Genomic DNA, 23,271 nt, shown 5'->3' with positions numbered 1-23,271 from the left:
TCGCCGTGGTCCGGCGCATCGTTCAAATTCTTTGCCTTGGTCACGTCGGTGTCGCTGAGAGTGCTCACAAATTACCCGTCCTGGTACAAGTTAGTGCCGTGCAAATTACTGCAAACTATTAGGAGATGATTCGGGGGAAAGTGCGGGAAGGGTGCGTGGCAACCATGATTCCCGTTTCGCTTCGAATTCACTGATTCGCGCTTCATCACGCAGGGTCAACCCGATGTCATCCAGACCTTCGAGTAGCCGCCATTTAGTGTAATCGTCGATTTCAAAATTCACGGTTAGATCGCCGACACTCACCGTTTTACTCACCAAATCCACGGTCAACTCGATGCCGGGGGCTGACTCGACGAGGTTCCAGAGCGTCTCGGCATCCGCTTCGCTGATCTGACCGGCAAGCAGACCCTGTTTGCCAGAGTTGCCGCGAAAAATGTCGCCAAAACGGGGGCTCAATACCACGTCGAAACCGTAGTCGCGCAACGCCCACACCGCGTGCTCACGCGAGGAGCCGACGCCGAAGTCGGCCCCGGCGATGAGCACCCTTCCGCCCTGATACTCCTTCTTATTGATCACGAATTCCGGGTCGAGGCGCCAAGCCGCAAACAAGGCATCTTCAAAACCGGTGCGCGTAACCCGCTTGAGGTGCACGGCCGGGATGATCTGGTCGGTGTCGACGTTGGAACGGCGCAGCGGTACAGCGATGCCGGTGACGGTGGTGAATTTCTGCATGTTACTGGTCTCCATCCTGAACGAGGTCCCACGGGCCGCTGAGTGTGCCGCGGATAGCCGTGGCGGCCGCGACGAGTGGCGACACCAGATGGGTGCGGCCCCCCTTGCCCTGACGGCCTTCGAAGTTGCGGTTGCTGGTCGAGGCGCAGCGTTCGCCGGGTTCGAGCTGGTCGGGGTTCATGCCGAGGCACATTGAACAGCCGGCGAAGCGCCATTCGGCGCCGAACTCCAGGAAGATCTTGTCGAGTCCCTCGGCTTCGGCTTCGATGCGCACCCGGGCCGAACCGGGAACGACCATCATGCGCAGCCCTTCGGCCTTGGTTTTGCCCGTGATGATCTCGGCGGCGGCCCGCAGGTCTTCGATCCGGCTGTTCGTGCAGGAGCCGAGAAAAACAGTGTCGACCCGTATCTCCTTCATCGGCGTTCCGGCCTTCAAGTCCATGTATTCCAGCGCCCGCTCGGCCGCCGAACGCTCGTTGGCGTCAACGATCTCAGCCGGGTTCGGCACCGAGCCACTCAGAGACACGCCCTGGCCGGGGTTGGTGCCCCAGGTTACGAAGGGTTCGAGTTCGTTGGCATCGATGATGACCTCAGCGTCGAAGGTTGCGCCCTCATCGGTGGCCAGAGTCTGCCAGTAAGCGACCGCAGCGTTCCAGTCGGCGCCGCGCGGGGCGTGTGCCCGACCCTCGAGGTAGTCGTAGGTGACCTGGTCTGGCGCGACCATTCCGGCGCGGGCGCCGGCCTCGATCGACATGTTGCAGATGGTCATGCGCCCCTCCATGGAGAGCGCGCGAATGGCCTCACCACGGTATTCGAGCACGTAGCCGGCTCCCCCGCCGGTGCCGATCTTGGCGATCACGGCGAGAATGATGTCTTTCGCGGTCACGCCGGTGCGCAGGGCGCCGTTGACGGTGATGGCCATCGTCTTGAACGGGTTGAGCGGCAGCGTCTGGGTAGCCATGACGTGTTCGACCTCGCTCGTGCCAATGCCGAGGGCCATCGCGCCAAACGCGCCGTGAGTCGACGTGTGCGAGTCACCGCAGACCACGGTAATGCCGGGCTGCGTCAGGCCGAGCTGGGGGCCGACGACGTGCACGATGCCCTGTTCGATGTCCCCCAGTGAGTGCAGGCGAACGCCGTACTCGGCGCAGTTACGACGCAAAGTCTCGATCTGGGTGCGGCTGGTCCGGTCGGCGATGGGCTTGTCGATCGCGAGGGTCGGAGTGTTGTGGTCCTCGGTCGCGATGGTCAAATCGGGCCGACGCAGCGGCCGGTTAGCTAGATGCAAGCCGTCAAAGGCCTGCGGGCTGGTGACCTCGTGCAGCAGGTGTAGGTCGATGTAGATCAGGTCAGGGGCGCCGTCTTCACCCTTGGTGACAAGGTGCTTGTCCCAGACTTTCTCGGCCAAGGTGCGTAGTCCGGTGTCGGAACCTACGGCAAATGTGGGTATTACGTTGGTCATTTTGAGCGTCTTCCTCACGAATCGATGGCAGCCACGCCGAACGCCGCGACGAGGGAGGCCTCAGTACAGGGACTCGTCGCGGCACAGAAGAAGTCGGTTCAGCACCATGGCATCAGGGTAACACCTCGCCCAACACCGTGCGGCACGAGCGCCTCAGACGACGGTCGACTCCACGTAGACAACACTCACATTGTCCCGACCTCCGCGCGCGATGGCCTCGTCGACGAGAATGTCAGCGCGCGTGCGCCCGGCAGCATCCAAGCGGAGATCCAGGGCCAGCACCCGCGCAATATCCGCGTTATCAAGTTCCTTCGTTAAACCGTCAGAACAGATCAGGAAGGAGCTTTCGCCGGTGGCCGGCAGCAGCCAGACGTCGGCGTCGACAAATTCGTCGCCTCCGATCGCTCGCGTGATGACGTTCCGTTCCGGATGCTTCTCGGCCTCCGCGGTCGAGATCAGGCCGGCATCCACCATTTCTTGCACGGCGGAGTGGTCGACAGACAACTGTTGAAGAACGCCGTTGGTGTAGGTATATACGCGGGAGTCACCGACGTTGAAGGCCATCCAGTGATAGCCGACTTCGTCTCCGGCATCGACCAGGGCGATGCCGGCCAGAGTCGTTCCCGATACCGCCGTACCGGAATCTTCGACCGCGCTCAGATCACGCACGGCATCGTTGGAGGAGTGGATGGCATCGAGGATACGTTCCGGCGTCGACGGCAGATCCCTGGCGATATGCTCGTCGAACACGCGCAACACGGTCTGGCTGGCGACGTCACCCTGCGCGTGCCCGCCCATACCGTCAGCCACGAGAAAGACCGGTGACTGAGCAAGAATGCTGTCTTCGTTAATCTTGCGCACGCTACCGACGTCGGTGCGTGCGCTGTAGCGAAGTCGTGCGGTGGCGGTGAAAAGTTCAATCGTGCTCTGCTGATTCAGAGTCATAAAAATCCCCCATTCGCCGACGCCCGGCTTCGATCAATCATTCCTTGGCGTTTACCGAAATCTCTTCGGCGAGCGTGTGCCCACGCTTCGTGGCGTCATGGCGTGCCTTGATCAGGCTTGCGATGGTAGCCACAGCCATGCTACCGATGATGACGCCGAGCGAGGTCCAGGTGTCGATTTCCGGGGCCCATTCAACGCCGTGCCCACCGTTGATGAAGAACACCTCATTGGTATGCAAGGCGTGCAGCACGAGCTTGACACCGATGAAGGCGAGAATGACCGCGATGCCGTACTTGAGGTACTCCAGACGTTCGAGCAGCCCACCGAGCAGGAAGTAGAGCTGGCGTAGGCCCATCAGCGCGAAAATATTGGCCGTGAACACGATGAACGGACTCGTCGTAATTCCGAAAATTGCCGGAATGGAGTCGAGGGCAAAAATCAGGTCGGTGGTGCCGATCGCGATGAACACGATCAGCATCGGGGTGAAGACCTTCTTGCCGTCAATCACGGTGCGCACCTTGGAACCGTCGAATTCCGACGAGATGCGAATGCGGCGGCGCAGCAAACGAATGACACCGTTTTCTTTATCTTCGGTCTCCTCCTCCGACGAGAACGCCTGCTTGACCGCGGTGTAGAACAAGAACGCGCCAAAGATATAGAAAATCCAGCTATAGCTTTCGATCAGCTGGGCGCCAAGCAGAATGAAGATTCCACGGAGTAGGAGGGCGATAATAATGCCTACCATCAGCACTTCCTGCTGGTATTTTCTCGGCACCGAGAACCGGGCCATGATGATGACGAAGACAAATAAGTTGTCGATCGACAGGCTGTACTCGGTCAGCCAGCCAGCCAGGAACTGCCCGGCGTGCTCGGCATCACCGAGCACTAGCATGAGCAGCGCGAAGACGAGGGCAAGCCCGACATAAAACGCCACCCACAGGCCAGCCTCGCGCATGCTCGGAACGTGCGGACGTTTATAGACGATGAGCAGGTCAGCGACCAGAATAAGGGTCAGAACGACAAGTGATCCAGCTTCGAACCAGAGCGGGAGAGCGAGTTCCATGGGGCCTTTCAAGGGTGAAGGAGTCGGTGTTACAAAACCCGAAAGTCTCTCCCGCAGCAGTAGGACCAAAACGGAACCAACCGGTGCCACCGCGACCGGGGCCCCGTCACTGCGGCCCGTATTGACGATCGCGACATAGAACCCGATGGGGCCCAGAGGGATACTCCCCTTCGCTAGCAAAATTCTACAGTGCTTGTCATGCTCTCTCGCGCATGGGCGCCCGAACGCCACACAACTCAAGCCCATCTACGCCCCAGATCAGCCAGTAGCCGCACCGCCAGTGCCGCACCCACGCGTGCGCCGTGGAGCCTATAGTTGGACGCTATGACTATGGACCGCTCACGATGACGGCCGCCGACATTTCGAGTGGCAACATCGACTGGTCTCAGAACGGTCAGCCGGCCCATGCGCCCTGGCGATCGGCCAACAGCGCACCGGCACCGAAGCGCGTTGTGCCGGTCGACGATACGATCACAGCAGATGCCGCCTACCGCATGGCCTCACAGGGCGTCGCGATGCTCTGGACCGGAGACTTCCAGAACGCCCGCCAGATTCTGACGGCCCTCGAGCACCGCACGCGCCCCCGCACCGATAGCACCGAGCGCACGACCGGTGAGCTGTTTTACCGCTATCGCCAGAACCGTTCACACCGAGCCCGAATTCTCGGGCTGCTGCTCGTTCCGCTCGGTCCCGGCAACGTCATCGCGCTGCGTCGGGCGCCCGATCTGCGTGCGGCGACGATCGAGGCCTACGGACTCATCACTGAGGGCTCCGTGGTATCACTGCACGAGGTACTGGGCAGTATCGGCGCCCATCAGTGGCGCACTAAGGGCATTCCGGTGGCGGCGCTGAACGCCTTTATTTACCCGCACTACGGCACGTTTTTTCCGGTGCGCAGCGAATACGTCGACCTCGTGGCGACGGCCCCGCTCGCCGCGCCGAAGGTCGCCTTCGACATCGGTACCGGCACCGGCGTACTTGCCGCGGTGCTCGCAACCCGCGGAGTGCCCCGGGTGATCGCAACGGATATCGAACCGCGAGCCATCGCATCCGCTGAGGAAACAATGTCACGGTTGAACCTGGGTGACCGGGTCGAGGTTCGACTGGCCGATCTTTTTCCCGAGGGACGTGCCGATCTGATCGTCTGCAACCCGCCGTGGATTCCGGCCACAGCACACTCGTTGCTCGACGCTGCCGTCTATGATCCAGGCTCGCGCATGCTCAAGGGTTTTCTGGCCGGCGTGAGGGCACACCTCGAGCCTGGTGGCGAGGTGTGGCTGGTGCTCTCCGACTTTGCCGAGCTGGTCGGACTGCGCTCCCGCGACGATCTGATGGCCATCATTGCTGCGGCCGGACTGCGCGTGATCGGGTCGCTGAACGCGCCAGCAGTGCACACGCGCGCTGCCGATTTGAGCGATCCGCTACACGCCGTGCGGGCCGCTGAAGTCACCTCGCTCTGGCGTCTCTGCCTCGTCGAATAAGCCCCTCGCATCGGTGCCACCCGGCGCACTGGAGAGGCCATTTTCGGGGAAAAATGGGCACTCGCCAGCGCAGCGGGCCCGTATTTCTGCAACAATGGAACTTTGACCTTGCCCATTTCTCGGGTAAAAACGTCCTGTAAGCCGGGCATCCCAACAAAGGAATCCCAAATGACGGATCAGACTTTTCAATTAATTGCGATCGTTTTATACCTCGCTGGCATGGTGGCCATCGGGTGGTTTGCATATCGGCAAACCAAAGATCTTGACGACTATATGCTGGCCGGACGACGGCTGAAACCGGGCACAGCAGCACTCAGTGCCGGCGCCTCCGACATGTCCGGCTGGCTTCTGCTTGGCTTGCCGGGCGCCATCTATATTGGTGGTCTGGTTGAGGCCTGGATGGCTATCGGCCTCACCATCGGCGCCTGGCTGAACTGGAAGTTCGTGGCCCCGCGGCTGCGCTCGTACACCAAGGTATCCAATAACTCGATCACCATCCCGAGCTTCTTCGAGAACCGACTCAAGGACTCCTCGCGCCTGCTGCGTGTTGTCTCCGGTGTCATTATTCTGGTGTTCTTCACGTTCTATGTCGCTTCCGGCATGGTCGCCGGCGGTGTGTTCTTCGAGAGCTCCTTCGGCTCCACCTTCTTAACCGGCATGCTCATCGTCGCCGGCGTCACCCTGCTGTACACGCTGTTCGGCGGCTTTCTCGGCGCCACTCTCACCGACGTCGCCCAGGGCATTCTCATGCTCGTCGCGCTCATCGCTGTGCCGATCGTCGCGCTCAACGCGACCGGCGGCATCACAGCAACGCTCGACTCCATTCGCGAGGTGGACCCGAACCTGCTCTCCATCACCGCTGGCGGAACAGCGCTGGGAATCATCTCGGCGGCGGCGTGGGGCCTCGGTTACGTCGGGCAGCCGCACATCATCGTGCGTTTCATGGCTCTGCGCAGCCCGCAGGACGCCACGGCCGGTCGCCGCATCGGCATTGGCTGGATGATCCTCACCGCCCTCGGCGCCGTCGCCGTGGCCCTGATCGGCATTGCGTACTTCCAGCAGAACCCGGATCTGTCGTTGGCTGACCCCGAAACGGTGTTCCTGATGCTCGCGCAGACGCTGTTCCACCCGTTCATTGCCGGCCTCGTGCTCGCCGCCGTGCTGGCCGCCATCATGAGCACCATCTCCTCGCAGCTGATCGTCTCCTCCTCGGCCCTGGTCGAGGATCTGTACAAGATCATCGGCAAGAAGGATGCCTCGAGCAAGCAGCTGGTCATGCTCGGACGCATCGGAGTACTGCTGGTCGCGATTGTCGCTGGACTCATCGCGCTCAACCGCGACTCGACCATCCTGGACCTGGTCGGCTTCGCCTGGGCCGGTTTCGGTGCAGCCTTTGGCCCGGTAGTGCTGCTCTCCCTGTACTGGAAGAAGCTCTCGACCTGGGGCACGCTGGCCTCGATGGTGACCGGCGCCGTCGTCGTCTTCATCTGGGGCAACTCCCCGTTGGGCGACACGCTGTACGAAATCGTGCCCGGCTTCGCGGCTAGCCTGATCGTCGCCGTCGTGGTGTCGCTTGCTACCTACAAGCCCAACGCCGAGATCGATGCCGAATTCGATGCAGCGGCAGAACAGGGCCACGCCGATTACAAGGCGCCGGAGTCTGTGTCCGTGTAACACAGCACCCGTCATAACACTGGCGCCTGCCGCCGGCCTTCACGGTCAGCGGCAGGCGCCAATGTCATTCCCGACAGCACGGCTCGCTTTAAAAAACGAAAGCCCGGCACCCTTCGGAAGAAGGGAACCGGGCAAGTGTGACCCCAGCGGGATTCGAACCCGCGTTACCGCCGTGAGAGGGCGATGTCCTAGGCCGCTAAACGATGGGGCCGTTTTTGCAACTTACCGAGTATGCCACACGGAGGAGCGCACTTCCAAACTGAGCACACGCGGCGCGTCGCGACGGGTTGGTACAGCCGTCGCTCGTGCTTGCAGAAACACCATCCAGAAAGCGGATGCTGTTGCGCCAGGGCTCCAATCGCGGTTAGCTCGGGGAATGAAACTGACCAAGCTGGAGCACGCGGCCCTGATCATTGAGCTCTCGGGCAAGAAGCTCTACATCGACCCCGGGTCGTTCACCACGGCGCTCACCGGGACGGCGGGTGCCGTGGCCGTGGTCATCACTCACGAACACGCCGATCATTGGACTCCCGAACAGCTCGTGCGCATCATCGAGATGAATCCTGACCTCTGCATTTTCGCTCCGGCCGGCGTGGTTGACGCCATTGCAGCATCCGCTCTCAACGGTATTGCCGTTACCACGGTCATGGCCGGAGATATCATCGAGGTCGCCCCGTTCACCCTGCGCTTCTACGGCGCGACGCACGCGGTCATTCACGAGTCGATCCCGGTCATCGGCAACGTTGGAGTGTTGGTCAACGACGAGTTCTACTACGCCGGTGACGCCTTCACGATTCCCGAAGGTGTCGATGTAGGCACGCTCGCCGTACCGGCAGCAGCACCCTGGATGAAAATGAGTGAAGCAATGGACTTCGTTCTCGCCGTGAAGCCCAGGCGCAGCTTCACGACCCACGAGATGCTGCTTTCCCGCGCGGGAAAAGAACTGTCGAATGCACGAATTCGGGGTGTGACAGAGCAGGGCGGCGGGGATTTCTTCGCGCTCGAGCCGGGCGAGAGCCTCGACATGTAAGCACGCCGACGCTGGCGCAACGCTCGGAGGTGCCCCTTCAGGTAACGTGCAGCAACTGCCTTTTAGAGTGCAGTTACGACACAATGCGCACCCGTGTGGGTGGCACAGAACTGAGGTAGTCCGATGAGCTCTGAGTGGGTAATTGATGCGCACGGCCTGGAGAAATCCTATGGGTCTGGCACGAGCCGTTTCGACGCGCTGAAGGGCGTGTCGGTACAGATCGCAGCCGGTGAAACCGTGGCCATCGTCGGCAAGAGCGGCTCGGGCAAGTCGACCCTGATGCACCTGCTGGCGCTGCTCGACGAGCCCGACCAGGGCACACTCGAGGTAGCTGGCCAGACTGCGAAGTCGCTGTCCAAGCGCGCCGTCAATGAGCTGCGCAATAAGGAGTTCGGCTTTGTCTTTCAGCAGTTCTTCCTCACCCCCAATGTGAGCGTGCTCGACAACGTCATTTTGCCGCTGAAGATCGCTGGCATGGGCGGCAAGGAACGACGACGCCGCGGCATGGAGGTTCTTACGCAACTCGAGCTCGCCGACAAGGCCGGCAACAAAGCGACCACCCTCTCGGGCGGGCAGAAGCAGCGCGTCGTGATCGGTCGGGCCTTGGTGAACGCTCCGCGCGTGATCTTTGCGGATGAACCGACCGGAAACCTCGACACCGCCACCGGAGCCGTGGTCGAAGACATCCTCTTTGAACTCAATCGCAGCCAGGGCATCACGCTCGTCATCGTCACCCACGACGAGGAACTCGCCGCCCGCTGTGACCGCCAGATCTACATTCGCGACGGACTCGTCGTGCAGCACACGGCCGCCCGCTCGGCCGCCCACAGCGCGGCCGCACCCACGAACACAGAAGCCCACAGTGCGGCCGCACCCACGAACGCAGAAGCCCACAGCACCGCCGGAGGCGCAGCATGAGAACCAAAGACCTCATCATCTCCGCGATCTCCAACACCTTTCGCAGCAAGCTGCGCACGACCCTGACCGTTCTGGCGATCTTCGTTGGAGCGTTCACCCTCACCCTGACTAATGCCGTCGGTGCCGGGGTCAGCCAGTACGTCGACGCCCAGGTTGGCGCCCTCGGCTCCCCCGACGTGTTCATCATCACGCAGGCCAGCGACGCCAGCACGGCCGGCGATGGCCCCGTGAAGTATGACGCAGCCAGTTCCGCGTCGGTGGCGAGCCAGCAAGGTCCCCCTGGAACAACGACCAAGGCGCTAACGGATGCCGACCTCGCGTCGATCGCCAACGTCGCCGGTATCGAGTCGGTCGACCCCATCCGTGCCGTGCAGGCCGACTACATTGAATCCGAGTCAGGAACCCCGTACGAGTTCAGCATCAATGCCACCTCGGCGGTGACCACAGCCGACCTGACGGCGGGCGCTCAGCTCGACGGCAGCGCCAGCGCGGCGCAGCTCGTGCTGCCAGATACTTTTGTGACTCCGCTAGGTTTTGCGTCGGCGGCCGACGCGGTGGGGACATCCGTTTCGATCGGTATTACCGACATTCTTGGTGCGAAGCACGTGGTCGCTGCCACCATCGTCGGCGTCTCACTGGAGAGTCTGCTCGCCTCGGGGGCCGGAGCCAATGATGCTCTGATCGCCGAATTGGCCGATGCGCAGTCCGGCGGAATCGATACCGCTGTGACCAGCTACGGTGTGGCCGTAGCTCACTTCGACACCGCGCTGTCGGCCGATGGCATCACAGCCCTCAAAGCCGATCTTGCTAGTGAGGGCTACACCGCGAGCACGATCGCAGACCAGCTCGGTGCCGTGCAAACCGTGATCACCGGCATCGTGGGTGTGCTCAACGCCTTCGCGGTGATCGCCCTGATTGCTGCCGCATTCGGAATCATTAATACTCTGCTGATGAGCGTGCAGGAACGCACCCGCGAAATCGGTCTCATGAAGGCCATGGGTATGAGCGGCGGCAAGGTCTATACGCTGTTCAGCCTCGAGGCCATCGTGATCGGATTCCTCGGCAGTGCGCTCGGCGCTGGCGTGGCCATCGGCCTCGGCTCGGCACTGAGCGCCGTGCTGTCGCGAGGCTTGCTGTCCGGTCTGCCCGGGCTGAACATCCTGCTCTTCGAACCGGCCTCCGTCGCGCTCGTTATCGGCCTGGTCATGCTCATCGCGTTCCTCTCCGGCACCCTGCCGGCGCAGCGCGCGGCCAAGCAGAACCCGATCGAGTCCCTGCGCTACGAGTAGCACCCGGCTAGAGTTCAGACGCCAACGGCAACCATTTCAGCAGCGCTGTCCGCAACTTGGCCAGGTGCAGGGGGCGCAGGAGGTACTCGTTCATGCCGGCTATGCGGCTATGCTCGGCGTCGCCGGGTCCAGCGCTGGCGGTCATGGCCATAATCGGCATGCGTGTCCCTGGTGGTTCCGCCGCCCGAATGGCCGATGCCAGTTCAAAGCCGTTCATCCCCGGCAACTGGATATCCATCAGAATCAGGTCCGGCAATTTGTTCCGAGCGAGCAACAATCCGCTTTCGGCGTCAACGGCTCCCAGAGTCGAGTGGCCCGCCCGGCTCACGAGAAGAGTGGCGAGCTTCATATTGAGGGGATTGTCTTCAATAATACGAATTCTGGCCACAGCATCACCCGCCCGCCTGGCCGCTCCGACGGCCTTCCGACTTGAGAGCTCGTTTGACCTCGGCCAAGAATGACGTTCGGTTAAAGTTCTCGGTGCCGAGCACACGCACGGGCTGGCTCGGGTCGCTGTTCACCGCTGCCGATTCCTGCCTGGTCAGCGGCTTACCGGTCACGATCAGCACGGGAATATGTTCGGTCCGCTCTTCGCTTTGTAGTGCCAACACGACTTCATAGCCACTAAACCCTTCCATCATGAGATTGAGCAGCACGAGGTCCGGATGCAAGCGCTGCGCCATCTCGATGGCGTCATCCTTGGTGAAGGCCCGTTCAACCACATATTCTGGGTGGGTCAAGAAGCGTGCGATCACGTCAACAGTTTCGGGATCGTCATCGGCAACCAGAACGCGACGGGTGCGCAGCGCGTCGGGGCTGAGGCCTAGCGCCTTCAACGACTCTTGCAGCGCAGCCCGGGTGATCGGCTTCTCTAGCACGGCGGCCGCGCCGTGGGTCAATGCCAGGCTCACGTCGGTGTTCCCCGCAATAATCACGATCGGAACCGCAGCGAGGTCGGAAAACTCGTGCAAACGCAACAGAAAACCCCAGCCGTCAATCCCCGGCAGACGGATGTCCAGGGTGATGAGACTCAGATTCTGATGCGGAGCAATTTCCAGCCCTTCTTCGCCGCTGGTAGCGACAATGACTTTAAATCCCTCGGCCTCCAGCAGGAGGCGAAGCACTTCAGCGCCCTTGGTGTCGTCCTCAATGACGAGAGCAACGTGTTTCTCCTCCTGTCCATCGTGTGCGGGTAGACCTTGCGGGTTCTCGGACGCCCCCGGCGACCTTTCCGTCGACACCCCCGAGGCATTGTCCTCTCGGTCAGGCTGGTAGGGCAATGCCGAGGCACCCAGGGTGCTCTCGTCTTCTTGGTTCGAAACGTCACCCCGTGCCGCGCCTGCCGGTTCAGGGTCGATAGACAAGAAACCGTTCTCTCCTGCACCGACCGCTGTGCGGTGTTCGTGGTACGGATGCGGCTTGGGCTTGTCGTGTACCGGGTTGGGTGCTACGCCTCTACTTTTCGCTGCTCGGGGCTCGGCGCCACCCCGCGAAATTTTCACCTCCGTGCCCGACCAAGCTGGCGCGACATCGTCCGTGGCGCCCAGCGGAATCCAGATGACAAAACTGGCACCCTCACCCGTCTCACTTGCCACGGCCACCGTGCCCCCCTGAAGCTCCACTATTCGTTTGACCGTGGCGAGACCGAGTCCAGTGCCTTCAAACTTTCGCGCCAAGGTGCTATCGATCTGGCTGAAGGCGAGAAAAAGCTTGGACATATTCTCGGCGGAAATCCCCATCCCCGTATCGTCGACACGAATCTCTAAAAAGTGTTTAATGTCGCTCTTGGGCAGCGGAAAATCATGCACCGGCCGAGTACCGGCGATAGTACCTACGGCGCCACGGGCTACCCGGTTTGCTTTGAGTGTGACCGTCCCGTTGTCGGGTGTGAACTTGACGGCGTTGGACAAGAGGTTATAAACAATTTGTTTGGTTCTACGTCGGTCAAGCAGCGGATCTCCCAGGTTTTCCGCTCCCTCAAAGGCGAGGTGCAGGCCACGCGCCGAAGCATCACCTCGTACGATCAACAGACTTTGGTTTAGTAGCGCACGCACATTCACCGGTTCCAACTCGATGACCATCATTCCAGCCTCAACTTTGGATAGGTCGAGGATGTCATTGATCAGGGATAAGAGGTGGTGCCCACTGGAGTAGATGTCCCCGATGTACTCACGCTGGGTAGTGGTCATCTCCCCCATGAGACCGTCCTTGAGCGCCTCAGAGAATCCGATGATGGCGTTCAGCGGGGTGCGTAATTCGTGCGACATCGTCGCGAGAAACTCCGTCTTCATGCGGCTCGCGTGTTCCAAATCGATATTCGTTTTACGGAGCGCACCCTCTAAACGCTTGCGCTCGGTTACATCACGGGCCGAAGCAAAAACACCCTGAACCACCCGATATCGATCATAGAAGGTCGCGGCGTTGTAGGAGACGTCGGTCTCTTTGCCGTCGATAGAACGCACCGTGAGTTCGTAATCGCTCACCGTACTCTCCACCAGAGCACGCTTTATCGCCGTGTCAGCCCGGGCTGGATTGGTAAAGAAGTTACGGCAGGGTGCGCCGATCAGCTCGTCCCTGGTACGCCCGGTCAATTCGATCATCTGCTGGTTCACGTCAGAGATGATCCCCCTGGTGTCGGTCATCATGAGCGCATCAATGTTGGATTCGATGAGAGACCGGGTATAAAACTGTTGGTCCCGCAGTCGTTGGTCGAGTACAGACTGGGCGATCGATGCCTGGTTACGCGCCGAATTGTCGGTAGTGATCAACAGATAGCCAATAATCTTCTTGTCGGCGTCGCGCAAGGCAGTGACCGAAATCGTGGTCGGAAAACGACTGCCATCCTTGCGAATCGTCGTCAAATCATAGATGTCCTCTATGCCCCGGCTGGCCTTGTACACGAGTGCTTCAAAGCCAGGCTCAACTTTCGCCCCGACCGCAGCACTCAGCTCAGCCGCCCGGGCGATGATTTCTTCTGGATCGTGCAAGTCCCCCGGCACGACCTTGTTTACGATTTCCTCCTCGGTGTAGCCCAGCATGCGCTGCGCACCCACATTGAAAATTTGAATGACGCCATCGGCGTCGGTGGCAATACTTGAAAAATTCACGCTGTTAAAGATCGCGTCCTGCAGGCTGACGGTCTGTCGCGAGAGTTTCTTCTTCAAAACCTTTTGGCGCTCGTTCGAGTCACCCGCATCAGCCCCCGTCTCGGTTGCCACGGGGCCCCGATCAACTATCGACGCGTGGGGATAATTTTTGCGTCCGTGGCGTGTCATAGTCGTTACGCCTTCCATGATCAATCGACTGTGCGGGCGTGCCTGCCAGCATCGCTCGCCGGTACTGAGGAAGAGGCTCACGGTAGGCAGCTTCGCCTCACTAGATAATTACGCGTCGACGAGAACATTTTCCTCAGTCAAAGGTATAGCACGCAGCAGAAAATGACCCCTATCGGGGGGACGATATCACCGCCGGGACTGTCTCTTAAACAGTGTTTCCGGCCTGACGTGCTGGACATGGTTCGGGCGGGAAAGGTGCCGTGGTGACGACACTTGATGCTGTGACGAAGAAAACGAAATCTGAGCCGATCCGTGAGGCGGTGGCGGCGAAGGAATGACTGCGCTTGGCTCAGGAGCAAGGCCTGGCCCTGGGCGGTCCGAATAGGCTGCTAGGCCAGTTCACAAAAACATTTCTTGATGCCGCGCTGACCGAGGAAATGACCGATCACCTCGACCATGAAAAGAACCGTGCCCCGGACGAGCGCGACGACAGCAACGTGCGTAACAGGACTCGAGCCAAAACGGTGATCAGTCCCACGACAGGGGTGCGTGGAGGATCAGCATGATGTAAATTAGTAGAAAAATTTTTAATGGCGAGCAATTCGCTTTGACACGGCACCACGTCGAACGTGCGGTTCATCTGCCGTGAACCTCACAGTTGACCGCTATTTCCTTTTGGTCGATCGAGGAAGGCGAGCTGGACATGACACAGGCTGAAAGCAAGAACGAGACTTCGCCGCACGAGGAACTGGACTCGGAAGAGCCCACGCTGACGAATGACGAGTATTCAGACGCACAAAAGAACGCTGCCGATAAAAACTTGTTGGAACAGACTGTCAGCTTGCAGAATGCAATTTTTAACAGCGCGAATTTTGTCAGCGTCGCCACCGATGCCAAGGGTGTTATTCAGATTTTCAATGTGGGAGCTCAGCGTATGCTCGGCTATACCGCTGATGATGTGGTGAACAAGGTTGTACCGGGATTCATGCATGATCCTGACGAGATCAATGCGCGGGCGGCAGCGTTGAGCGCTGAATTCGGTAAAAACATCAAGCCTGGCTTTGAAGCGATGGTTTACAAGGCGAGCCGGGGAATTGAAGACGTCTACGAACTGACGGCGATTCGCAAAGACGGCAGTCGATTTCCTACGACAGTGTCCGTTTCGGCGTTGCGAGACAGCGACGCCGAAATTATCGGTTATTTGCTGATCAGTACCGATAATACGGCGCGCAATCAGGCTGCGGTCACGCAGTCGGCTCTCGATCAACGGCTTCGTGACCAGCAGTTCTATACCCGTTCTCTTATCGAGTCCAACATTGATGCTCTAATGATGACGGACACGACTGGCGTCATCTCCGATGTAAATCAACAGATGATTGAACTCACCGGGCGCACCAGGGATGAACTCATTGGTGCTCCGTGCCGTAATTTCTTCGTCGATCCCGTTCGGGCTGATACGGCCATTAGGCGAGCATTGGCCGAGAGTAGGGTCATCGATTATGAACTCACCGTGCGGGCGTTCAACGGTGATGAAACGGATGTGTCATACAATGCGGCCACATTTTACGATCGTGATCGGGTGGTGCAGGGTGTTTTCGCCTCGGCCCGCGACGTAACAGAACGTAAGCGTTTTGAGAGCGCTCTGCAGAAGACGAATCTCGAGTTGGAACGCGCTAATCGTTTGAAGACAGAGTTCTTAGCCACGATGTCTCATGAGCTGCGTACTCCGCTTAACGCCGTCATTGGCTTTTCCGAGGTACTCAAGGAAGGACTCGTAGGGAACTTGACCGAGTCGCAGCGTGAATACATCGAGGATATTCATTCCAGCGGCCTCCACCTCTTATCTCTCATAAACGACATCCTCGATCTGTCCAAAATCGAAGCAGGAATGGTGGACATTGAGCTGGAATCAGTCGATGTGCGGTCCCTTTTAGAGGAGAGCCTCACGATAGTTCGCGAAAAGGCCGCTCTGCATAGCCTCCACCTCATGTATCGGGGCGGGGACGACTTAGGAACTCCGCTCCTCGACCGGCGCAAGATTAAGCAGATTGTGTACAACCTGCTGGCTAATGCAGTGAAGTTCACCCCCGACGACGGAACAATAACGCTTTCGGCGAAACGAGTCACCCGAAGCGCGGTAGGAAAGATCCCCGGCACATGGTCGGTTCATGATTTTCCCCTACCGAAAAGTGCTGTCGACAAATTTTTGGAACTACGAGTCGACGACACAGGCATAGGAATCTCCGCTGAGAACATATCGAAGCTTTTCCTTGCCTTTAGTCAAATTGACAGCAGCCTGGCACGAAAATTCGAAGGAACCGGGTTGGGACTCGCCACGGTCAAGCGGATAGTGGAGCTTCAAGGCGGAACCGTGGCCGTTGCCAGCGAGGAAGGTGTCGGATCTAGTTTCGTCGCTTGGCTTCCCTTGGGCGCGAGCGACACTCAAGCTCCGGAATGGACGGGCACAGGAATGAAGGTGATTAAGCCTGACGCCGTGCTTCCGGACGCGGAGAGTTGGAGCCCAGCACCGACCAGGCCCGAAGACAGGAGCACACCGCAAATCGGCAGCACCCCCAACGCCGCGCCGACTACTCCACCGAGTGCAGTGGAAAATGGCGTCGCGGTCGTTGCCGGTGAGGTCGTACGGCCAGAGGGCACAGCCTCGGAGGGTCAAGACAACGAATTCCGGGTCGAGACCGCGAGTGACAGTACCGTCGGGGTTAGAAATTCTTCTTCGGAGCGGCCTATGAACGACGCGAACGTCAAGCTGTCAGACGCCACAGACGTTGCGACCTCAGACTCCACAGGCGTCGCGCCTCCGGACGACACACAGGCAGACCCAATGGACGCCACAGACGATGAACCAGCACGTCCAATCGTTGAGGCTTTGCATGAAATCGCGGAAGGGGCCGCATCTTCTGAGCACCACCTCGCGTTGGTCATCGACGACGACGCGAAGGGCGCCGAAATGCTTCAGGTCCTGCTCGAGGCTGAAGGCTTCCGCGTCATCGTCGCCGGTACCGGCAAAAAAGGCTTGGAAATTTCACACACTCAACAGCTCAGCGTCATCACCCTCGACGCTCGTTTGCCCGGAGTCAACGGCTGGGGCTTTCTGCTCCGGCTGCATGAGTACTCGGAATTCGCTGCCGTGCCCATCGTCATTATCGTTGGTGATGGCGACGTGAGTCTCGCCCTGACCCACGGAGCGGCGGCCGTGCTGGAAAAACCAATCAGCGAAGAAGCGCTGCAGCAGGCGCTCGAGGCGCTCGGGCTCAGCCCGGATGCCCGCCGCACCCGTCGGGTTCTCGTCGCCGACGACGATCCCGAGACAGTCGACGTGATCGCACGATTCCTGACGAGACCGGAGTACGTCATCGAACGCGCCTCCAGCAAGGATGAGTCAATTGACATGGCACGACGCCTGCATCCCGATCTGATTCTGCTAAACCTTATGATGGAAGACTGTAGCGGCTATCAAATCGTGTACACCCTGCAACACGACCCCACAACCGAACATATTCCTGTACTCGTCGTGACGGGCAAAAAGCTAACCCATCAGGAAGCGGCAGCGGTCGAGAGCGACCCGTCACAGCCGGTCAGCGTGATCGGAGCTGATAAGTTCAATCGGCGTGCCTTCTTGGACGAGGTTAGACGCGCACTGTCAGCAAGCGCCCAACGCGCAGCAGAGTCATGACTGTGGGCAAAATATTGATCGTCGAGGACAACGCCATCAACATGAAGCTCGCCACGTTGCTTGTGCGCGCCGCGGGGCATATCGCCATAGAGGCCATCGATGCGGAGAGCGGCCTCCTACTGGCACACAGTGAGCTTCCCGATCTGATTCTAATGGATGTGCAATTGCCCGGTATGGACGGATTCGAGGCGACCACCATGCTCAAAAACGACCCGATAACAGCCTCTATCCCGGTGATTGCCCTCACGGCGATGGCCACGACACGTGATGAAGACAGAGCGCGAAACGCCGGCTGCGACGCGTTCATTACCAAGCCATTGCAGGTCCAGGAAGTGCACGATGCCATTAAATGGCTGATGCCACGAACTGACAAAGAAACCAGCTAAAACTGGGCCGTGCCACCTTTCCTCCTGCACGGCGTCGTAGATGGCAAATCAGAAGTTGACTCGGATTATCACCTCATCAACCAGCATCCGTTCGATCACAGTGACCTGTTCAACCTTGGGAGAAATCATTGGGTTTTACAAGACTGATCGCCGGGGCATTTCTCTGATGACGGCCACATCGACAATGCAGTTGCACGAACCTGAACCGAGTACATGGCCCTATCGAGAGCGCGTTTTCTGATTCGACTACACACTGGCACTCATTACTCGCCGGTGTCGCCGGTGAAAATGCGAGGCGGCTTTTTGCCCACTAGTCGCGTCTCTAGAAAAAAGAAATTCCCTTGGTTTCCGCGGAAACCAAGGGGAAAAAGCTGGGGTACCTGGACTCGAACCAAGAACAAATGAACCAGAATCATCCGTGTTGCCAATTACACCATACCCCAATGCCTAATCCGAAGATCGGGCCGAGTAGTAGCCTAGCCCACTCGGGCCAGAGAGGCCAAACCGGGGTGTCCCCCGGCGAGTCTCTCCGGCCTGACAGCGCCCTACTCGGAAACGATGACCGCCAACGCCCGGTCAAGGCGATCCAGAGTCTCGCCTTGTCCGAGAATTTCCATCGACTCAAACAGCGGCGGCGAGATCTTGCGGCCAGACAGCGCGACCCGCAGCGGCCCGAAAGCGACGCGCGGCTTGAGGCTCAGTCCCTCGACGAGCGTCACGGCCAGCAGCGTGTGCACCCGGTCGGTGGTCCATTCCGCTGACGGAATACTCGCAAGAGCGGTGCGAGACGCACCGAGAATGTCGGCGGCATTTTGCGGGAGGGAGGCGAGGGCATCCGCTTCAAGAACCAGGTCGGTGCTGGTCACGAAGAGGAAACCGAGCATGGCGGGTGCTTCGCCGAGCAGGGCGATGCGCTCCTGGATGAGCGGTGCGCCCTGGGCGAGCAGGGCCAGGTCGGCCTCGCTGGGGGTCTTTGCGAGCACGCCGGCGGTCACCAGGTAGGGAACCAGTCGGGCGGCGAAGTCTGATGCCTCGAGCTGACGGATCTGGTCACCATTAATCGATTCGGCCTTCTTGAGGTCGAACCGGGCCGGGTTCGGGTTGACGTTGACGACATCGAATGCGGCGGTGAACTCGTCGATCGAGAATACGTCGCGGTCGTGGGACAGCGACCAGCCGAGCAGGGCGAGATAGTTGAGCAGGCCCTCCGGAATGAATCCACGGTCGCGGTGCAGAAACAAGCTCGCCTCGGCGTCACGCTTGGAAAGCTTCTTATTCTTGTCACCCATGACGTAGGGCAGGTGACCGAAACGCGGCACGAAGGTGGTCACGCCAATGTCGATGAGCGCGTGGTACAGCGCGATCTGACGCGGGGTCGACGAGAGCAGGTCCTCGCCGCGCAGCACGTGTGTGACACCCATCAGTGCGTCATCGACCGGGTTGACGAAAGGGTAGAGCGGATGCCCGTTCGGGCGCACCACCACAAAGTCACTAAACGAGCCGGCCGGGAAAGTGATCTCTCCCCGAACCAGGTCATCGAAGGAGAGCTCCGTGTCCGGCACCCGCAGGCGGAGCGCCGGGGAACGACCCTCGGCGCGGTAGGCGGCCTTCTGCTCCTCGCTGAGGTCACGCTCGAAGTTGTCGTAGCCCATTTTCGGGTCGCGGCCGAGGTCGCGGTTACGCTTCTCGATCTCTTCACCGGTGACGAAGCTCTCGTAGATGTGGCCGCTCGCCTGGAGCTGCTCGATGACGCCACGGTAGATGTCGTAGCGCTCGGACTGGCGGTACGGAGCCTGCGGCCCGCCAACGTCAACGCCCTCGTCCCAGTTGAGCCCCAGCCAGCGCATGGCGTCGACGAGCTGCAGAAAGCTCTCTTCGCTGTCACGGGCGGCGTCCGTATCCTCGATGCGGAAGATCATTTTGCCGCCGGTGTGCCGGGCGTAGGCCCAGTTAAACATGGCGGTGCGCACGAGGCCGACATGCGGCGTTCCGGTCGGCGAGGGGCAGAACCGCACGCGAACGTCGGTTCCGGTGGCGGTAGAAAACGGGTGTGCAGTGGTGTCAGACATTACTCATGATTCTAGTTGCGCGGGGCGTGCTCCCTCACGTTCCGGGCCCGGGCTAGGAACGTGCGCCCATGATCTATCCTGGGCCCGGATTCAGAGGGTGGGACCGGACAAGGGCGCGGCGCCCGCAGTCTTACCGGGCGACGAAATCGCAACCAACGCGCGCAGCGCGGCGGCAAGTGCAGGAACGCGCTCGGCACCGGCGGCCGTCACGGCGTGCAGGGTGCGGTGGTCACGCCCGGTCGTGGCACGAATCACAACGCCTGGGCGAGCGCCGACCGAATCAATCGCCAGGGCCGGAAGAAGCGCCACCCCGATACCGGCCTCGACTAGGCCGAACACTGCGGCAACATTGTCGGTCTCGTAGAAGATGCGCGGGGCAAATCCACGGCGATCGCAGAGCTCGAGCAGGTGACCGCGGCAGCGGGGGCAGCCCGCCACCCAGTTCTCGTCGGCGAGGTCGCCGAGGTCGATACCGCGCGCATCGCGCGCGCCGGTGTCCCGTGCCCGCGCGATGGCACCGGGCGGGGCTATGGCGGGTACAGTGTTGCGTGTTGCGCCGGCGAGCGGATGCCCGACCGGCAGCACGAGCATCATCTCGTCTCGGCGCAGGGTCGCCACCCGCAGCCCCTGCGCGCTTTTCCGATGCGGATCCACCCGGTCTCCCGGATAGCTGAACGTAATGGCCAGGTCGGCGCGATTCTCGCGCACAGCCGCAACGGCCTCGGGCGGTTCAGCCTCCAGATAGGTGATGCTGATCTGGGCGTGCTGCTGCTTCATGCGCGCAAGCAGGCTCGGCACGAGCGTAGCGGATGCCGACGGGAACGCCGCCAGACGCACGAGCCCAGCTCGCAGCCCCTTCAGCTCGGCGATCTCCCCCTGTGCTGCATCGAGCGCCGTGGCCACGGTTACGGCGTGCCGCGCCAGCACGAGGCCAGCCTCGGTCAGTCGCACGCCGCGGCCGACCCGCTCAACCACGGCGAGCCCCAGTCGTTGCTCAAGGCGCTTGAGCTGCTGGCTCACGGCCGGCTGGCTGTAACCCAGGGAAGCCGCTGCGGCCGTAATGGAGCCGTGGTCGTGCACCGCGCTCACGACCTGCAGGGCCTGCGCGTCGAGGTCGGGGCTATCACCGAGCAGATGGATCATAAGGATAATCATAATCCCGGCTTATGAATTGCATCGGATACTGGCGGTTGTCGTATGGATACCCCACGGGCACACTGGAACCATGAGTCCCGCAGCCCTTCGCACCAATAGCCTCGCCGCCAACACCGAGACCACCGGGGAGAGCGGCACGAACACTGGTGCGATCATCCGCACGGACTCGAGCGCCAGCACCGTCACTCTCGCCGAAGCCCGCACCAAATACACCGCCGGTCGCGGCTATCTCGCCGCCTGCACGCTCGGGCTGCCGACGATCGACACGATCGCGGCGATGCGCGCAGATACGGAGGCCTGGGCCCGGGGAGAAGCTTTCGCCGCACAGTACGGCGATATCGTCGAACGTGTGCGCACCGGATATGCCGACCTTGTGGGCGTCACCTCGAGCCGGGTGGCGATTGGCTCACAGACCTCGGTCTTGGCCGGAATGGTAGCCGCGAGCGTCCCCGACGGTGCCGAAGTCGTGCTCCCGATCGGCGACTTTAGCTCGATGGTGTTTCCCTTTCTGGCCCAGGCCCACCGCGGCGTGACCGTGCGGCAGGTGGAACTTGCCGATCTGGCCGCAAGCCTGACGCAGAACACCTGGCTCGTGGCGTTCTCTCTCGTGCAGTCCGCCACGGGCATCCTCGCCGACAGCGATGCCATTTGCGCTGCCGCCCGAAAAACTGGCACCTTCACCCTGTGCGACACGACGCAAGCCACAGGGTGGATGCCGGTCGACGCATCCGCTTATGACGCGACGATCTGCCACAGCTACAAATGGCTCGGCGCCCCGCGCGGCGTCGCCCTCTTCACGGTATCTTCCGCATTCGCCGCGGAGCTGCACCCGGTGAACGCCGGATGGTATGCGGGAGACGACGTGTGGGCGTCCTGTTACGGCCCGGCAATGGCCCTGGCCCCGAACGCCCGCCGCTTCGACGTGTCTCCGGCCTGGCCAGCCTGGGTCGGCGCCGAGCCGGCGATCGACCTGTTCCGCAGCCTCGACCTGGCCGAGGTGCGCGCCCATAATGTGGCCCTGGGTGATGCTCTCTGCGATGGACTTAGCCTGCCTCGCCTCGGCCAGGCCATCATCAGCTGGCCGGATGCCGATGGCCGTGACCTTGCGCGCCTCACCGCCGCCGGCCTCACGGCGTCGGGTCGGGCCGGCCGCGCCCGCGTCGCGTTCCACCTCTTCAACGACGAGGACGACGTGGCCCTAGCCCTGGCCGCGCTCCGCCCCTAACCCCTCGGACGGGGCCCGGGCCCCGTCCAAGGGCCCAGTTTATAAACTGGGCCCACGGTCACAAGGTGGGCCCGTGATGCGACGCCCACGGGTCACGCCCCAGGCACCGCGCGTGTCAGGCCGGGCGCACCACGGGGTTCACGAGTGCCCCGATACCGGCAATCGCCATCGACACCGTGTCGCCGTCGACGACGGTCGCTGGCGTGTCCAGCGGTCCGGCCAGAATTACGTCGCCGGGCAGCAGGGTGAACACGCTCGAGGCGAACGACACGAGCGCCGCAACGGTGTCCTCGGTCGTGCGGTCGTCCTCGCCGAGTTCGACGGCCTGAAATTCCTCATCGTTGATGAGTCCGCGCAGGGGCGACAAGGCCTCGTCAAACTCGGTCTCGATGACCGGTCCGAGCGGCAGGAACGTGTCGAAGGCGCCGGCTAAACCCGACGAGCGGTCCGCCGCGGTGACGACCGTCGCGACGGTGTAGCCGAAGACGCGACTGGGGGCATCCGCTGCTGAGACGTTCTTGGCGATCTTGCCGATGATGATCGCCAGCTGACCGTCGACCTCGACCCGCTCCGACGCGGCAGGCAGCACAATGGCGTCGCCGGGCCCGACGACCGCGGTGTTTGGCCTCAGCACGAACGCCTCGGCCGACACCATCGCGACGATTTTCGAGCGGGGAATCACCGGCGCGAGCAGCTTCACGTCGGCCAGGGCGACCCGGTCGCCGGTTGTGTCGAATCCGGCGAACATCGGGTCGCTGGTAAGCACGACCAGTTCGTCGTCGTCAACGATGCCAAACGCGATGGCGCCCTGGTAGCTGTAGCGTGCGATCTTCACGTATCTCATTCCCGCCCGCAAAGGCCAAAAGGTTCAGT

The 23,271-nt window shown here is 61.1% G+C and carries 17 protein-coding genes and 2 tRNA genes; 8 read left to right on the top strand and 11 right to left on the bottom strand.

Features of this window, described 5'->3' with window-relative positions:
* Nucleotides 1-105: 105 nt before the first annotated feature.
* From leuD to CXY75_RS18880, 4 genes are all read right to left on the bottom strand, one after another.
* On the bottom strand, nt 106-732 hold the full coding sequence (gene leuD / locus CXY75_RS18895) for a 3-isopropylmalate dehydratase small subunit (protein ID WP_104084310.1): 627 nt from the start codon (nt 730-732) through the stop codon (nt 106-108).
* Between the two features lies 1 nt (nt 733).
* Nucleotides 734-2,194 carry a 3-isopropylmalate dehydratase large subunit gene (leuC, locus tag CXY75_RS18890; protein WP_104084309.1) on the bottom strand — a complete coding sequence of 487 codons (1,461 nt, stop codon included), beginning with the start codon at nt 2,192-2,194 and terminating at the stop codon, nt 734-736.
* Nucleotides 2,195-2,347: 153 nt separating this feature from the next.
* The gene (locus CXY75_RS18885) at nt 2,348-3,139 is read right to left on the bottom strand and encodes a PP2C family serine/threonine-protein phosphatase (RefSeq protein ID WP_104084308.1); all 792 of its coding nucleotides are present in this window, start codon (nt 3,137-3,139) and stop codon (nt 2,348-2,350) included.
* Between the two features lie 37 nt (nt 3,140-3,176).
* Nucleotides 3,177-4,202 (bottom strand): TerC family protein, encoded by a 1,026-nt coding sequence (locus tag CXY75_RS18880; protein ID WP_104084307.1) that lies wholly within the window; start codon nt 4,200-4,202, stop codon nt 3,177-3,179.
* 302 nt (nt 4,203-4,504) lie between these two features.
* On the opposite strand from CXY75_RS18880, the gene CXY75_RS18875 reads away from it, so the two are divergent.
* Together CXY75_RS18875 and putP are read left to right on the top strand one after the other, a co-directional pair.
* Complete coding sequence (locus CXY75_RS18875; RefSeq protein ID WP_233202019.1) at nt 4,505-5,683, top strand: class I SAM-dependent methyltransferase; 1,179 nt, start codon at nt 4,505-4,507, stop codon at nt 5,681-5,683.
* Nucleotides 5,684-5,851: 168 nt separating this feature from the next.
* On the top strand, nt 5,852-7,357 hold the full coding sequence (putP, locus tag CXY75_RS18870; RefSeq protein WP_104084305.1) for a sodium/proline symporter PutP: 1,506 nt from the start codon (nt 5,852-5,854) through the stop codon (nt 7,355-7,357).
* 138 nt (nt 7,358-7,495) lie between these two features.
* Here the strand turns inward: putP and CXY75_RS18865 are convergent.
* Nucleotides 7,496-7,568 (bottom strand) — tRNA-Glu (locus CXY75_RS18865).
* A 165-nt stretch (nt 7,569-7,733) separates the two neighbouring features.
* On the opposite strand from CXY75_RS18865, the gene CXY75_RS18860 reads away from it, so the two are divergent.
* The 3 genes from CXY75_RS18860 to CXY75_RS18850 all read left to right on the top strand — a co-directional run bounded on the left by CXY75_RS18860 (nt 7,734) and on the right by CXY75_RS18850 (nt 10,594).
* Nucleotides 7,734-8,387: an MBL fold metallo-hydrolase gene (locus tag CXY75_RS18860; RefSeq protein ID WP_104084304.1), complete on the top strand. Its 654-nt coding sequence runs from the start codon at nt 7,734-7,736 to the stop codon at nt 8,385-8,387.
* Nucleotides 8,388-8,510: 123 nt separating this feature from the next.
* A complete protein-coding gene (locus CXY75_RS18855) occupies nt 8,511-9,305 on the top strand; it encodes an ABC transporter ATP-binding protein (protein ID WP_104084303.1) in 795 nt (264 codons plus the stop codon).
* A complete protein-coding gene (locus CXY75_RS18850) occupies nt 9,302-10,594 on the top strand; it encodes an ABC transporter permease (protein ID WP_104084302.1) in 1,293 nt (430 codons plus the stop codon). The genes CXY75_RS18855 and CXY75_RS18850 overlap by 4 nt, the downstream gene beginning before the upstream one ends.
* Before the next feature lie 7 nt (nt 10,595-10,601).
* Here the strand turns inward: CXY75_RS18850 and CXY75_RS18845 are convergent, their stop codons facing one another.
* Together CXY75_RS18845 and CXY75_RS18840 are read right to left on the bottom strand one after the other, a co-directional pair.
* Nucleotides 10,602-10,982 carry a response regulator gene (locus CXY75_RS18845; protein ID WP_104084301.1) on the bottom strand — a complete coding sequence of 127 codons (381 nt, stop codon included), beginning with the start codon at nt 10,980-10,982 and terminating at the stop codon, nt 10,602-10,604.
* A 4-nt stretch (nt 10,983-10,986) separates the two neighbouring features.
* Nucleotides 10,987-13,950, bottom strand: a complete 2,964-nt coding sequence (locus tag CXY75_RS18840; RefSeq protein WP_146069541.1) for a response regulator — start codon at nt 13,948-13,950, stop codon at nt 10,987-10,989.
* Between the two features lie 577 nt (nt 13,951-14,527).
* On the opposite strand from CXY75_RS18840, the gene CXY75_RS18835 reads away from it, so the two are divergent.
* Complete coding sequence (locus tag CXY75_RS18835) at nt 14,528-17,563, top strand: response regulator (RefSeq protein ID WP_146069540.1); 3,036 nt, start codon at nt 14,528-14,530, stop codon at nt 17,561-17,563.
* A gap of 2 nt (nt 17,564-17,565) precedes the next feature.
* A complete protein-coding gene (locus tag CXY75_RS18830; RefSeq protein WP_104084421.1) occupies nt 17,566-17,949 on the top strand; it encodes a response regulator in 384 nt (127 codons plus the stop codon).
* Between the two features lie 371 nt (nt 17,950-18,320).
* Here the strand turns inward: CXY75_RS18830 and CXY75_RS18825 are convergent.
* From CXY75_RS18825 to CXY75_RS18815, 3 genes are all read right to left on the bottom strand, one after another.
* Nucleotides 18,321-18,392: transfer RNA gene (locus CXY75_RS18825), tRNA-Gln, on the bottom strand.
* Nucleotides 18,393-18,494: 102 nt separating this feature from the next.
* The gene (gene gltX / locus CXY75_RS18820; RefSeq protein WP_104084298.1) at nt 18,495-20,018 is read right to left on the bottom strand and encodes a glutamate--tRNA ligase; all 1,524 of its coding nucleotides are present in this window, start codon (nt 20,016-20,018) and stop codon (nt 18,495-18,497) included.
* 90 nt (nt 20,019-20,108) lie between these two features.
* On the bottom strand, nt 20,109-21,173 hold the full coding sequence (locus tag CXY75_RS18815; RefSeq protein ID WP_233202018.1) for a LysR family transcriptional regulator: 1,065 nt from the start codon (nt 21,171-21,173) through the stop codon (nt 20,109-20,111).
* 70 nt (nt 21,174-21,243) lie between these two features.
* Between CXY75_RS18815 and CXY75_RS18810 the strand changes: the two genes are divergently transcribed.
* The gene (locus CXY75_RS18810; RefSeq protein WP_104084296.1) at nt 21,244-22,398 is read left to right on the top strand and encodes an aminotransferase class V-fold PLP-dependent enzyme; all 1,155 of its coding nucleotides are present in this window, start codon (nt 21,244-21,246) and stop codon (nt 22,396-22,398) included.
* Between the two features lie 115 nt (nt 22,399-22,513).
* Here CXY75_RS18810 and CXY75_RS18805 read toward each other — a convergent pair whose 3' ends face one another.
* Entirely contained in the window at nt 22,514-23,242 is a 729-nt protein-coding gene (locus CXY75_RS18805) for a fumarylacetoacetate hydrolase family protein (protein WP_369826754.1), read from the bottom strand.
* Nucleotides 23,243-23,271 lie beyond the last annotated feature (29 nt).

The sequence above is a fragment of the Cryobacterium sp. Y11 genome (assembly GCF_002929535.1).
GTDB lineage: Bacteria > Actinomycetota > Actinomycetes > Actinomycetales > Microbacteriaceae > Cryobacterium.
The sequence above is the reverse complement of the archived record's forward strand: the minus strand, read 5'-3'. Positions and strand labels throughout refer to the sequence as shown.